A 13,799-nucleotide genomic window follows, 5' to 3' on the forward strand; every position below is an offset into this window, starting at 1 on the left:
ATTACTATGCGTTCATTTATTATATATTTAAATTTCGTCAGTTTGCTGGCTGTCTGTTTGTTTGCCTGTAACCACCATTCTTCCAATCCGATGTTACAGCAGGTAGATTCATTGTTGGAAATGAAGCCGGACAGTGCATTGACTATTTTAAAAAATATATCTGTTTTAGAGGATTTGCCGGAAGTAGACAAGGCATACTATGCTTTGTTGCTGGCTGAGGCTACGGACAAGAACAAACTACCCTTATTGCCTTGCGATTCCTTATTGAATTTCGCCTTGGATTATTATGGAGATGATGATAGGGAGAAGGCTGTGGCATTGATGTATAAGGGAAGGCTGCTGGCAGAGATGGATGATGAAAAGGCAGCGATAGAGATGAATTTGAAGGCATTGGAAATATTGCAGGATTATCCGGTAGATACAAAATATAGAAGATTAATTTATAGTGCGCTGGGATTGTGGTATGGGAATTGTGGATTGAATGACAAGGCATTGGAGGTGTTGCACCAATCTCTTCATTATTCTTTTGATGCTAAAGATACTGCCATTGCTTATATTAATATAGGATATATTTATGGCATGAGAAATATGCAGGATTCTGCCATAACCTATCAGCGCAAAGCTGTGAAGTATGCCATGCGTTCTAAAGATAGAAGCATGATACTTACTTCTTGGCATAATTTGAGCATTTGTTATAGACACTTTGAAAATGTCGATTCGGCTGTTGTTTATGCGCATAAGGTTTTACAGCATTTATCTTATGGGAATGGAAAAGCAGATGCTTATTATAATATGGGGGATTTATATGTTGATTTGGAACAATATGATTCAGCACGCCATTATTTAGAAAAGAGTTTGTTTCTTTCTCCATCCCGCTCTATACCCTACTGGTCACTTGCCGTAATGGAGGCTGAACTAGGAAATTTTAAGTCTGCCTATCACTATCTGGATACGTTTGTTATGGTTCAGGACTCATTAGATAACAGTGAGCTATTGACGGAAGTGCAACATTTAGTCTATAAACATCAGACGGAATTAAGAGTAAAGGATGAACAGATAAAATCCAAAAGGATTATAAGATGGATTGTCTTTGTATCCGTTATTATTTGCTTTGTCGTTGCTTTGATTTACCAACGTTGGATAAATAAGAAAAATAACCAGCAGGCACTCTATCGGCAGTCATTGCAATATGCCCATGAGAAGCAGGATATGATGCAACAACGTATAGAGGAAAATGAATTAACTCTTGCACTGTTGCAAGACAGAGAGAACCAAAATCTTGATGAAATCGATAAAAAAGAACGATTGATTGCTCAGTTGAAGCAAGAAAAGCTGGAACTTCGCACATGGACGTTTTGGCAGACTCCTATATATAAAAAAGTGATGTCCTTATCCGAACAAAAGGAAGTGGATAAAAAGGCACGAAAAGTAATGACAGATGTAGAACGTGAAAAACTAAAGAAAACAGTATTTGAGATCTATGCTGATTATATTTCTCCTTTGCAACAGCAATATTCCAAATTGACGGAAGATGACCTGTTGTTCCTCTGTCTGCAAGAGGCAGATATTCCTGCACTGACCATTGCTTTATGCTTCGGGCATACCGATACGGTAGCACTTAATCAACGAAAATCACGCTTAAAAATTAAAATGTCAGAGCGATAAACTATAAACTTAGAATAAAGATTCAGATGGTGAAGAAAATATTGTGAAAATGTCAGTGTTGTAGATGTTAATTAATTGTTTTTCAGTATTTTGCAAAATGACAATGTCACAGTAAATACTTGTGCATACTTTTCTTTCCCTGTAACTTTGCGGCATAAACTTAAAACAAAAAGAAGTATGAAAGCAAAGTTATTATTGATGTTATTTTTAGTTTCCTTGAGTTTGGGAGTTCTTGCTTCAGAGCGTCCTAGGAAAGTACCTTATGTACGCTACAAAACTCAAGATAGAACAGCTAAGACAAGAAGTCTTTTTAACCCCTCAGTACAAGCCGAAGATATAAATGACTGCTTGTATCTCACATTTCAATTTTCATTAGATAATGCTGACATTACTATGCTAGATAAGGATGGTAATGAAAAGGTGTAGTTATGGATAACGCATTTGAAAAAACAGCTGTACTTCCTAAGTGTGATAAAGGAAGTGCTTACTCGACTCAGATAAATTTAAGTTTTTAAGTAATTCCAATTAAGGCTGTATGATAATATTTTAGTTGATAATCTAAGGTTATTGATAATGTGAAGTTCATATCTGAATCTTATTTTATTGCTCATGTTATGATAAAATATGTTATATGGTTGATTTTTAGTGTTGTATAGGTGAGTGGATGTTATATGGATAGAGCTTTATGCTTATATCTTCTTTCTAATTTTGCAACATCAAATAAAAAAATAAGTATGAAGACTAAAATGATTGTAGTGGTGGTGTTGGCTGCCATGTGTGTATTGCCTTTGTCTGCACAGGTAAAAGTTGGTGTGGAAGGTGGAATGAACCTGTCTCATTATCTGGTTTCCGGTTCTGACGGATATAAAGCCGAACAGGTAGGTGGAATGAAGCCCGGCTTTCAATTGGGGGTGACTGTGGACTACGAGATAGGAAAGCATTGGATGTTAATGTCCGGTTTGTCTTGGTTGCAGAATAGAAGTACCATGAAAATGATGGATCACATGGTTACTTATTTTCCTAAGACAGAGATAAAGATGAATAATCTGATTTTGCCGTTAAAAATGGGATATAATATTCGGGTTTCGGATAAACTCAGTCTCATTCCGTCGGTTGGAGTTTATGCTTCTTACGGATTTGGTGCTGGAAACTGTTCTTTGGATGTTATTCACCAAGAGGGGGATAATATAACTACCGAGCCTGCAAAATGGAAGCCCTTGGATGGTTTTTCCTATAAAGCCGGGGAGCCCAATAATAGTGGTAATCTTCAGGCTTTCCGCCGTTGGGATTATGGGGGCATTGTTGGAATGAAGGCTGTTATTGCCGATCATTATACGATAAGTTTTGATTATAGGGTCGGAATAAAAAAGATACAGGCACAAAATGGTTTGCGGAATTCAACTTTCCAGTTCTCCGTAGGCTATCGTTTCTAAACTGATTTAATTAAACTGGCAATCTGTCAAAATGATAATGCCGGTGTATGAGGGTGTCCTGTTTCAAAGGATACAGTTTGTGTATTTTCATCGTATTCTCGTGCATCGGCATTTTGACAGATTGTCTTCTTTTTCTGGTTATTTATTCTTTTATGGATATATGTGAACATATGTAGGGAAATGCATACATACGTGTCCGATAGGGATTTTTATGCCTTTTGAGACCCCTCTATTTATTGAGCCACCTCTTTCAATATCTCCTCTATTTTCTGAAAGAGTTGTCCTATGTGCGCTCCGTCCACAAAAGCATGGTTTACAGTGAAAGCGATGGGCATTACCAGTCTTCCTTCGCGTGGCACTACTTTGCCGGCATTCATCAGCGGATAGTCTAATGGATGGTCGGGAGCCATTTGTGTATAGGTGAGTGAAGTGAAATAAAGCTGAGGCGTGGCACTCAGTTGGATAATATCAAAATCTCCCTGTTCTGTAATGACTTTTTCGGCTCCATACGGGTCACCCTCTTCGGGGATGTTATGGACGATGTGATATGCTTCGGCATAAAACCGTTCAAAATCTGCATGGTAAGGGATGCGGACTGTGTAGAAAGTCTTGCCGGGTACAGCGATAGGTGATATGATGTCCACCTGATCGTGATAGACCACCTGTCCGTTTTTATCTGTACGGAAACGGAATTCTTTCACTTCATTGGCAGCACGTAGCACAGCATACAGGTAATACAGGAAAAAAGAGCGCTTGGCGGCTTTTGCAGCTGGAAATGCTTCAGTGCAATCCACTTCACTGGTAATGGATATCCATGAATTATGGAAGTTGCGGAAAAAATTATAATTGTCCCGGCGTTCCCAGGTTTCAATATCTATTATATGTTTCATTTATTTTACGGGTTTAAAAGAATGGTACATGAAGTGCGCTCCCAGCAGTATGAACGGAATGCTGAGCCATTGCCCCATGTTCAGCATCATACTGTCTTCAAAGGCTTCCTGGCTGGCTTTTATAAACTCCACAAGGAAGCGGAAGGTGAATATGGTAGTGAGGCAGTAGCCGAAATAGAAACCGGGGTATAGCGTGGTTTTGTACTTTTTATACAACCGCAAGCCTATGATAAAAATCAGAAGATAGGCGATGGCTTCGTAGAGTTGTGCCGGGTGGCGGGGTTGCATATCTTCGTGCGGAAAAATGAACGCCCAAGGAACATGAGTTACCGTACCTACTATTTCACCATTCATCAGGTTACCTAAACGGATAAAACAACCTGCCAGCGGGGTGGCGATGGCTATATTGTCTAGTACAGTCAGGAACTTCAATTTTACACGGCGTGAATAGATCCATAAGGCGAGCATTAGTCCGATGGTTCCTCCATGGCTGGCAAGACCTTGATAACCGGTCCATTTTATCCCAGAATCGGTAATCTTGACGGGCAACAGCATTTCTACAGGGTGAGAGAGCCAATAGCCTGGCTCATAGAACAGACAATGTCCCAGGCGAGCACCGATAACAATACCCAGCAGGCAGTAAACGAACAGGGAATCAAATTTTTCGTAAGGAATTTTTTGGTCTTGGTAGAGTTTGTATATCACCCAGTAGGCCAATGAAAGCCCTGTAACGAACAATACGGAGTAATAACGGATGGAAATGCCGAAAATGGAAAAGATTTCTATATCGGGATTCCAAAGAATGGCTGACAGTGTATTCATATCTTGAATTTTTGTGCAACTTTGCGGTAAGTGGGCATATCCACATCCATCTTTTCGCCCAGTGCGATCATATCAAACAATAGTCCTTGTATTTCGGACTCGTGTCCTTTGGCTATATCTTTTTGCATGGATGCGGTACTGTCCGGGTCTAATTTGTCAATCACTTTTAAGTTGTATCCTATCGGGTCTTCCGCATAGGTAATTCCCATTTTGCGGCCTATTTCAGAACTTTCCTTGGACAGACCGATGAAAGTGTCGCGTTCTGCTCCGGGATGTTGCAGAGGACCCATCGGGACATCATGGTAGGCACCTGTGCAGGCCATAGCCGAGATGAATGACCATTTGATGAAGGTGTCGCGATTGATATCATCCGAAATATCGGCTTTGATCCCTGCTTTTCTTAGTACATCGGCAATGGTTTCCAGACGTTCCAGAGCCACACCCTGTTGGGGATGTGCACCGAAAACCAGCCGGAATATTTTGCCCATTTGTGTGATTTCACCCGGTCCGGAAACGAAACCTACGATGTAGATGCATCCATCCAGTACTGTTACATGTGGAACGAGTTGCCCGATGCGGGGACCTGTACCGTAAACATTCAGGATGGGGATAATCAAGGTATCTTTATCCGAGGCTTTTTCCAACAGATCTTTGATGGAATCCAGGGAATAGCCCTTCACGCATACAAAAATTACGTTGGCCTTCTCGTTGTATTCCTCGGCTGTGCAGGCTTGTATAGGTAGAAAGTGATTACCTTTTAAGTCTGATCTAAGGTGAAGCCCTTTTTCACGAATGGCTTCCAGATGCTTGCCACGGGCAATGCATGTTACGTCTTTTCCTGCTAAAGCAAGGAAACCGGCGATGCTTCCTCCAACGCCGCCGGTTCCCACGATTAAATATTTTTCCATGTTAGTTGTATTTTGTTTTAGGAAACAAAACACTGACTTATCGGTCTGCCATCAGTTTTGCTGGTTTCCTGATGTTTTTTCATGCATTGCATGACAAGTCTTTTGCGTTTTGATTTACCTTATACATTGAAACGGAAGTGCATGATGTCACCGTCCTGTACTACGTATTCTTTACCTTCCACGCCCATTTTTCCAGCCTCTTTCACGGCGGCTTCCGAACCATATTTAATGTAGTCTTCGTACTTGATTACCTCGGCACGGATAAATCCTTTCTCGAAATCGGTGTGGATGACTCCTGCACATTGGGGGGCTTTCCATCCTTTACGATAGGTCCAGGCTTTTACTTCCATTTCTCCGGCGGTGATGAAGGTTTCCAGTTCCAGCAGGTGATAAGCCGATTTGATCAGACGGTTTACACCTGATTCTTTCAGACCGACTTCCTGAAGGAACATCTGGCGGTCTTCATAGGTTTCAAGTTCTGCGATATCGGCTTCGGTTTTGGCGGCTACGACCAGAATTTCTGCATTTTCTTCTTTTACGGCTTCGCGTACTTGTTCTACATATTTATTGCCGGTAGCAGCACTTGCTTCGTCCACGTTGCATACGTACATCACTGGTTTGCTGGTCAGCAAGAACAGTTCTTTTGCGATTTTTTGTTCGTCTTTGCTGTCAAATTGTACGGTACGCGCAGATTTGCCTTGTTCCAATGCGTCTTTATATTTAACAAGGATGTCGTACATTTGTTTTGCTTGTTTGTCACCGCCCGTCTGTGCCTGTTTTTGTACTTTTTGAATACGGCTTTCAATGGTTTCTAAATCTTTCAGCTGGAGTTCGGTGTCAATGATTTCTTTGTCACGTACCGGATCTACACTACCGTCTACATGAGTTACATTTTCATCGTCAAAACAACGGAGTACGTGCAGGATAGCATCTGTTTCACGGATATTTGCCAGAAACTTGTTTCCCAGCCCTTCACCTTTGCTAGCCCCTTTTACAAGTCCTGCAATGTCAACAATTTCTACAGTAGTGGGAACGATACGTCCCGGATGAACCAGTTCGGCAAGTTTGGTCAGGCGTTCATCAGGAACGGTGATGACACCTACATTCGGTTCGATGGTACAGAAAGGGAAGTTGGCTGCTTGAGCCTTTGCATTCGATAAACAATTAAAAAGTGTCGACTTTCCTACGTTTGGAAGACCGACAATACCACATTGTAAAGCCATTATCTATTTGTTTTTTTGATTATTATCTATCTATTTGTTTGCAAAGATAACCATTCTTTTTGTATCAGACTTCATATTGAAGTCAGATTTGGCTTTTTTATATGCGAAAAGGGAGAGGCTTGTTACGAAACAGAAAGGGCAACCGTCACGGCTGCCCTTTCGTCGAGTTTTTATGAAAAGTGTTAGATTGTTAGAATAGATTTATTTGTCCATAGTTACGGTCATTTCGGGTACTAATATATATTCTTTCTTTTTAGAGTTCCATTTGTAATATTCAGTAGTCATACTTTTATTGCCATAAGTATAACGAATGCAGAGGTTATTTTCCCAGCGGTTTTTGTTACTGTTCCATTTTTGCGCCTCGTCCTCAGTACGTTGGTTGTTGGCGTCATACTTGTAATTGTGCTTCATATAATTAGTAAGCATGGTGCCTTCCATTTTAAAAATCGTTTCCGAAACAACTACTCCATTTACTTCTTCTGCATTGTAAATCAGGTTGTCACCCGGATTTCCTGCAAAAACTGTAAGGTTAGCAATAAATAAAATTGCTACAACGAGCATTCCTTTCAAAAAATTGATCTTTTTCATGATATTGATATATTAGATTGTTACTTTCATATTGTTTTTAAAAGCGGTGCAAATGTACGAAAGAAAATTGAATCTCCTAACATTTCTGCTAGAAAATGATGATATTTTTGCAAAATGTCACTGATTAAACAAATATTAAGAATTGTATAATGGCTATTTGTTATAATTGTCTTGTCTTTGTGTTTTCCACTTATGTCTGGGATGGCAAATGAAAAGCTCAATGGATTGGAAAATACCATTGAGCTTTTATGATATAAATACTTTACATATAGTACTATCTATCTTGCTAATAGTTGGTTTATGTATGCTTTAATGTGCTTCAAGCCAGTTGCTTCCCCAACCGCAGTCTGCGCGTAAAGGTACTTGCATACGGTAGGCATTTTCCATCTCTTCAATCACAATCTTCTGTACTTTTTCCTTTTCTTCGGGTAGAACGCTGAAATTTAACTCATCATGTACCTGAAGTATCATTTTGGACTTTATACTTTCAGATTGAAAGCGCTGGTATATGCGTACCATAGCTACCTTGATAATATCGGCTGCACTTCCTTGGATAGGAGCATTGATGGCATTCCGTTCGGCATATCCGCGCACAACCGAATTTCTGGAATTGATATCCGGAAGATATCGTTTACGGCCGAATATGGTTTCAATATATCCTTGTCCGCGGGCAAGGTCAATGCTTTTGTCCATATATTCCTTTATTTGGGGATAAGTTTCGAAGTAGCCGTCTATTAGTTCTTTTGCCTCTTTGCGGTCTACATTCATACGTTCTGCCAGTCCGAATACGCTGATGCCGTAGATGATACCGAAATTAGCTGTTTTTGCTTTACTGCGTTGTTCGCGGGTAACTTTGTCTATACTTATCTTATATACTTTTGCTGCGGTGGCGGCATGAATGTCATCTCCTTCCTTGAAAGCCTCTATCATATTGGTATCTCCGCTAAGGTGTGCCATAATGCGTAGCTCAATCTGTGAATAGTCGGCGGAGAAAAATTCGCAGCCATCATCGGGGATGAAAGCCTTACGGATTTCCTTGCCGTCTTCGTTGCGGATAGGGATGTTCTGAAGGTTCGGGTTGCTGGAACTGAGCCGGCCGGTAGCAGTGACCGTTTGATTGAACGAAGTATGAATTTTACCTGTTTCTTTATTAATCAATAGGGGCAGAGCATCAATATAAGTACCGAGAAGCTTCTTCAGACCGCGGTGTTCCAATATCTTGCCTACTATTTCGTGTTTTCCTCGCAGACTTTCCAATACTTCTTCACTGGTGACATATTGTCCGGTTTTGGTTTTCTTGGCCTTCTCCACGATGCGCAGTTTGTCAAAAAGCACTTCACCTACCTGTTTGGGTGAAGCTATGTTGAAATCCGTACCTGCCAGTTGGTGCACTTCTTCTTCTATTTGGTTCATGCGGGCGGTGAAATGTTCCGAGGTCTGTTTTAAGGCTTCAGTGTCTACACGTACACCGTTGCGTTCCATATAAGCAAGTACGGGTACCAGGGGCATTTCTATTTCGTAGAAGAGTTTTTCCGCATCGTTGGTTTTCAATTCCTGTTCCAAGATGTTTTTCAATTTCAGTGTGACATCAGCATCCTCGCATGCGTACTTATAGATAGCTTCGGGGGAGAGGTCGCGCATATTCTTTTGACCTTTGCCTTTAGGACCAATCAGTTCTTCGATGTGGATAGTCTGATAATGCAGGTAGATTTCGGCAAGGTAGTCCATGTTGTGACGCAATTCCGGTTGTAGTACATAATGTGCCACCATGGTATCGAACAGGGGACCGCGCACTTCGGTTCCGTAGTTGCCCAGTACCAGCATATCGTATTTTATATTTTGCCCTACTTTCAATACTCCTTCTTTTTCGAAAGCCGGCCGGAACTCATTAACTATTTTTTGCGCTTCAGCCCGATCGGCAGGTACAGGAACATAAAATGCTTGATTTTCGGCATAGCTGAAGCTCATTCCCACGAGTTCTGCGGTGATGGGATCGGTTCCTGTTGTTTCTGTGTCTAGACTGAAAATTTCTTTTGTAAGTAAGTTTTGTAATAATTCAGTTCTTTTCTCTTCTGTATCAACGAGTTGATAGTCGTATTTTAAATTATCTAAACATGCTAGATTCGAATATTTCTCACTTTCCGTCCCTCCGTCGGTAAATTCTGCAAAGAGATTGCCTTGAGGAGAAGACGGGGAAGCGGGTGATTCACCGTTCGAAGCTGGTTCGCCGAAAAGGGAGAGTTGTCCCGAACCGTTCGGCGTATTTCCCTGCCGGGCGCTTCCTCCCGGTGTACGGTTTCGTCCTTGCGGGTCGTTTCCGGTCGCATCGGTGTATGTTCCGGCGAAGGCGGATTTCTTGTCTCGGTTGAAAACGCGGTCGATGAGGGTACGGAACTCCATCTCTTCAAAAATCTTCCGTAGTTCCTCTTCATTCGGTTCTTCTCTTTTCAGTTCGTCCATGTTCAAAGCGATGGGGACATCAATCTTGATAGTTGCCAGAAACTTGGAGAACTCAATCATTTTCCGGTTAGTTTCCACTTTGGTCTTCAAGGCTCCTTTCAGTTCGGCAGAGTGGGAGAGGAGGTTCTCGATGCTGCCATATTGCGCGATTAACTTTTGTGCTGTTTTCTCGCCCACGCCCGGACAACCGGGAATGTTGTCGGAACTATCGCCCATCAGTCCCAGCATATCAATGACTTGTGCGGGTGACTGGATATCGAACTTTGCCTTTACCTCTTCTATTCCCATCACTTCAAAACCGCCTGTATGCTTGGGACGGTACATGAAAACATTTCCGCCCACCAGTTGGCCATAGTCTTTGTCCGGTGTCATCATATAAGTAGTGATCCCCCGTTTGCCGGCTTCGGTGGCCAGTGTACCGATCACGTCATCGGCCTCGTATCCCGGTACTTCCAGAATAGGAATACGGTAGGCCCGTATAATATCCTTTATAATGGGTACGGACAAACGGATTACTTCGGGTGTTTCTTCACGTTGTGCCTTATACTGTTCATAGGCTTCGTGCCGGAAGGTGGGACCGGCGGGATCAAATGCCACACCGATGTGCGTAGGATTTTCTTTCTTCAAGACCTCTTCCAGTGTATTGACAAATCCCAGTACGGCTGAAGTGTTGAAACCCTTGGAGTTAATACGCGGGCTTTTGATGAAAGCGTAATACGCACGGTATATTAATGCATAAGCATCTAATAGAAAAAGTTTGTCCATTCTTAAAAATCTTTAGTTTTTTCATTGTAAAAGTACAAAAAAATACCGTATTCCGTCTTTTATTACTACTTTTGTGCACAAATTAACCTGCATGGACAAATTACAGCAAATCAAATTGCCTATTGACAAGGAGTTTGAGGAATTTAGAAGGTTGTTTGACTCTTCGCTCCAAAGTTCCAATTCTTTACTTAGTGAGGTGTTATCCTATATTAAGCAGAGAAATGGCAAGATGATGCGTCCCATATTGGCGTTGTTGATTGCTAAATTATTCGGTGAAATCAATGATTCTACGCTTCATGCGGCTCTTTCATTGGAGTTGCTCCATACGGCCAGCCTGGTGCACGATGATGTGGTGGATGAGAGTGACAAGCGCCGTGGGCAGTCTTCGGTAAATGCTATCTATAATAATAAGGTGTCGGTTCTGGTAGGCGACTATATGCTGGCAACCAGCCTGAAGCATTCTGCCATGACCCGCGAGATTACAATTGTAGATTTGGTGGCTTGTTTGGGACAGAACTTATCTGAAGGCGAGATTATTCAATTGGCGAATATTAATGCTTCTGAGTTCTCGGAAGAAGTGTATTATGATGTCATTCGTAAAAAGACGGCTGCATTGTTTACTGCCAGTGCGGAAGCGGGGGCTATTTCGGTGCATGCATCCGATGAAATGGTGAAAAATGCTCGTCTGTTTGGCGAAATGATTGGTATTGCTTTCCAGATAAAGGATGATATTTTCGACTATTATTCTTCTGATGAGATAGGTAAACCTACCGGGAACGATATGCGTGAAGGGAAGCTGACATTGCCGGCTTTGTATGTGTTGAATATGTTTGATGATGAGGAGATGCGGAAACTGGCGCTACGCATCCGGGCATTAGACGCTTCGGATGAAGATATTGCCCGTTTCATCGAATATACTAAGGTGAAGGGAGGGATAGAGTATGCCAGGCAGGCAATGGTGGATTATCGTAATAAAGCGTTGGCTTTACTTCCACAATCAGCCGGTCAAGCTGTAAAAGATGCTTTGACTGCTTATATTGATTATGTGATTGAAAGAGATAAATAGTACGATTGTTGAAGATATGTACTTCAAAAAGTTCGGGCGTAGTCCTTTATACAATAAGGACTACGCCCGAACTTTTTGAGGTACGCCTTTCTTTGGTAGAAGGTTTACCTTTAAAATAACCGGAATAGATAAAGCTCATTCCGGTCACTTTAAATGTGGTTGTTATTTAAATAGTGAAACAGTTCTTTGTTTAGAAGAACTTGGTTTCTTGACCTACAATTTCTGAGAGAAGCAGATTGGCCAGGCGGCTTGTTCCTAAGCGGAATAACTCGTTTGTCAGCCATTCTTCACCTAACACTTCTTTTACAATGGTATAGTAAACCAAAGCATCGTGTACGGTATTAATTCCTCCGGCGGGTTTGAATCCTACTTTGCGGCCTGTTGTCATATAGTATTCTTTGATAGCCTCGCACATCACCAAGGCGGCTTCAGGAGTAGCGGCGGGGTTTTCCTTTCCAGTAGAGGTTTTGATGAAATCGGCTCCGGAATACATCGATAGAATAGACGCTTTTTTGATGTTGGATGCGCTTCCCAGTGCTCCGGTTTCCAAGATCACTTTCAGGTGATGCTCACCACATACAGCTTTTAATTCTTCTATTTCATCACACATTCCTTCGTAATCCCCACTCAGGAACTTGCCTACCGGGATAACGATATCTATCTCATCGGCTCCGGTATGGAGAGCCATGGCTGTTTCGGCTACCTTTACTTCGGTAAAGGTTTGCGAGGAGGGAAAACCGCCCGATACACAGGCTATGTTTACATGATCTGCTTCCAAGGTGTCGTTGACTACTTCTGCCATATTAGGATATACACAGATTGCGGCTACATTGTCCAGATCGGGGTACTTGTCAACAAATTCATTTACTTTTCCGGTGAATTTCATTACACTTTCATCTGAATCAGTACACTTTAAAGTGGTTAGGTCAATGCAATGGAACAGGAATTTCTTTACGTCCGGTGTATTGTTTTCTGCTACATGTTTTTCGATGAGTAGGGCAGTTTTCGCTTTTACATCCTCATCGTGCAAACGGATGTTATACTTGGCAAGTGCTTCTTCGTACTTGCTGTGCTCAGGTCCATGATCGTGGTCATGACGATGTTCATGTCCACCTTCGAATTCGTGATTATGTTCCATAATTCTTTATAATTTGGGATTGTTTTTATGTCTGTCTTTATCTCTATTTGTTTTCTTCTCCAAGTTTTGACGGAAGGCTTCGGTCAGGTTTACTCCGGTCTGGTTGGCCAGACAGATAAGGACCCACAGTACATCTGCCATTTCATCGGCAAGGTTGTCTTTCTCTCCTTGCTTGAAAGACTGATCTCCGTATTTGCGTGCCATCACACGTGCCAGTTCGCCTACTTCCTCGGTCAGAACGGCCATATTGGTCAGTTCGCTGAAGTAACGTACACCATACGTTTTAATCCAGCGGTCCACTTCTTTTTGTGCTTCTTCCAGTGTCATTATTCCTTGTTTTTGGTGTCCATACATATAGTAACAGGACCGTTGTTCAGAAGTTCAACTTTCATGTCTGCTCCGAATTCTCCGGTTCCTACTTCTTTGCCCAGACCGATGCTCAGTTCTTGGCAGAAATAATTGTAGAGGGGGATGGCTACATCATGCTTTGCAGCACGGATATAGGAGGGACGGTTGCCTTTTTTTGTAGATGCGTGTAGTGTGAATTGGCTGATCACCAATATGTTGCCTCCTACCTCTAGGATAGATTTATTCATGACTCCATTTTCATCGTCAAAGACTCTCAGTCCTATTATTTTTTTGCATAACCAGTCGGCATCTTCTTGTGTATCAGCTTCTTCAATGCCAACCAATATCATGAATCCTTCTTTTATCGCCGATTTGCATACGCCTTCTATGGTAACAGAGGCGTGGCTTACTCGTTGAATAACTACTCTCATATTTATATTCTTTAATTTCTTGTTAGAAAAATTCTAGTTGTTTATCGGTAATGTCTCCGCTT

General features: G+C 41.7%; 13 protein-coding genes. 4 read left to right on the plus strand and 9 right to left on the minus strand.

Going from position 1 to position 13,799, the window contains the following annotated elements:
* The first annotated feature begins 6 nt into the window (after positions 1 to 6).
* The 3 genes from BVU_RS06060 (at position 7) to BVU_RS06070 (ending at position 3,098) form a co-directional block, all read left to right on the plus strand.
* Positions 7 to 1,665, plus strand: a complete 1,659-nt coding sequence (locus BVU_RS06060) for a tetratricopeptide repeat protein (protein WP_011965084.1) — start codon at positions 7 to 9, stop codon at positions 1,663 to 1,665.
* Positions 1,666 to 1,842: 177 nt separating this feature from the next.
* A complete protein-coding gene (locus BVU_RS06065) occupies positions 1,843 to 2,091 on the plus strand; it encodes a hypothetical protein (RefSeq protein ID WP_011965085.1) in 249 nt (82 codons plus the stop codon).
* A 308-nt stretch (positions 2,092 to 2,399) separates the two neighbouring features.
* Entirely contained in the window at positions 2,400 to 3,098 is a 699-nt protein-coding gene (locus BVU_RS06070) for a porin family protein (protein WP_005843945.1), read from the plus strand.
* A gap of 233 nt (positions 3,099 to 3,331) precedes the next feature.
* Here the strand turns inward: BVU_RS06070 and BVU_RS06075 are convergent, their stop codons facing one another.
* The 6 genes from BVU_RS06075 to polA all read right to left on the minus strand — a co-directional run bounded on the left by BVU_RS06075 (position 3,332) and on the right by polA (position 10,754).
* Positions 3,332 to 3,988 carry a chloramphenicol acetyltransferase gene (locus BVU_RS06075; RefSeq protein ID WP_011965086.1) on the minus strand — a complete coding sequence of 219 codons (657 nt, stop codon included), beginning with the start codon at positions 3,986 to 3,988 and terminating at the stop codon, positions 3,332 to 3,334.
* Positions 3,989 to 4,810 (minus strand): prolipoprotein diacylglyceryl transferase, encoded by an 822-nt coding sequence (gene lgt, locus BVU_RS06080; RefSeq protein WP_005843938.1) that lies wholly within the window; start codon positions 4,808 to 4,810, stop codon positions 3,989 to 3,991.
* Positions 4,807 to 5,718 (minus strand): ketopantoate reductase family protein, encoded by a 912-nt coding sequence (locus tag BVU_RS06085; protein ID WP_011965087.1) that lies wholly within the window; start codon positions 5,716 to 5,718, stop codon positions 4,807 to 4,809. The genes lgt and BVU_RS06085 overlap by 4 nt, the downstream gene beginning before the upstream one ends.
* 119 nt (positions 5,719 to 5,837) lie before the next feature.
* Positions 5,838 to 6,941 carry a redox-regulated ATPase YchF gene (ychF, locus tag BVU_RS06090; protein ID WP_005843934.1) on the minus strand — a complete coding sequence of 368 codons (1,104 nt, stop codon included), beginning with the start codon at positions 6,939 to 6,941 and terminating at the stop codon, positions 5,838 to 5,840.
* A 201-nt stretch (positions 6,942 to 7,142) separates the two neighbouring features.
* Entirely contained in the window at positions 7,143 to 7,529 is a 387-nt protein-coding gene (locus BVU_RS06095; RefSeq protein ID WP_005849881.1) for a DUF3836 domain-containing protein, read from the minus strand.
* A gap of 309 nt (positions 7,530 to 7,838) precedes the next feature.
* Positions 7,839 to 10,754 carry a DNA polymerase I gene (gene polA, locus BVU_RS06100; RefSeq protein ID WP_011965088.1) on the minus strand — a complete coding sequence of 972 codons (2,916 nt, stop codon included), beginning with the start codon at positions 10,752 to 10,754 and terminating at the stop codon, positions 7,839 to 7,841.
* 91 nt (positions 10,755 to 10,845) lie between these two features.
* Between polA and BVU_RS06105 the strand changes: the two genes are divergently transcribed.
* Entirely contained in the window at positions 10,846 to 11,820 is a 975-nt protein-coding gene (locus BVU_RS06105; RefSeq protein ID WP_005843928.1) for a polyprenyl synthetase family protein, read from the plus strand.
* Between the two features lie 190 nt (positions 11,821 to 12,010).
* On the opposite strand, the gene deoC is transcribed toward BVU_RS06105, so the two are convergent.
* From deoC to dtd, 3 genes are read right to left on the minus strand one after another with little or no spacing between them, the layout of a single operon-like run.
* On the minus strand, positions 12,011 to 12,958 hold the full coding sequence (gene deoC, locus BVU_RS06110) for a deoxyribose-phosphate aldolase (protein WP_005843926.1): 948 nt from the start codon (positions 12,956 to 12,958) through the stop codon (positions 12,011 to 12,013).
* A 6-nt stretch (positions 12,959 to 12,964) separates the two neighbouring features.
* Positions 12,965 to 13,285: a nucleotide pyrophosphohydrolase gene (locus tag BVU_RS06115; protein WP_008666433.1), complete on the minus strand. Its 321-nt coding sequence runs from the start codon at positions 13,283 to 13,285 to the stop codon at positions 12,965 to 12,967.
* The gene (gene dtd, locus BVU_RS06120; protein ID WP_005843922.1) at positions 13,285 to 13,737 is read right to left on the minus strand and encodes a D-aminoacyl-tRNA deacylase; all 453 of its coding nucleotides are present in this window, start codon (positions 13,735 to 13,737) and stop codon (positions 13,285 to 13,287) included. Before dtd ends, BVU_RS06115 begins: the two co-directional genes overlap by 1 nt.
* Positions 13,738 to 13,799: the final 62 nt, after the last annotated feature.

The sequence above is a fragment of the Phocaeicola vulgatus ATCC 8482 genome, from assembly GCF_000012825.1.
GTDB lineage: Bacteria > Bacteroidota > Bacteroidia > Bacteroidales > Bacteroidaceae > Phocaeicola > Phocaeicola vulgatus.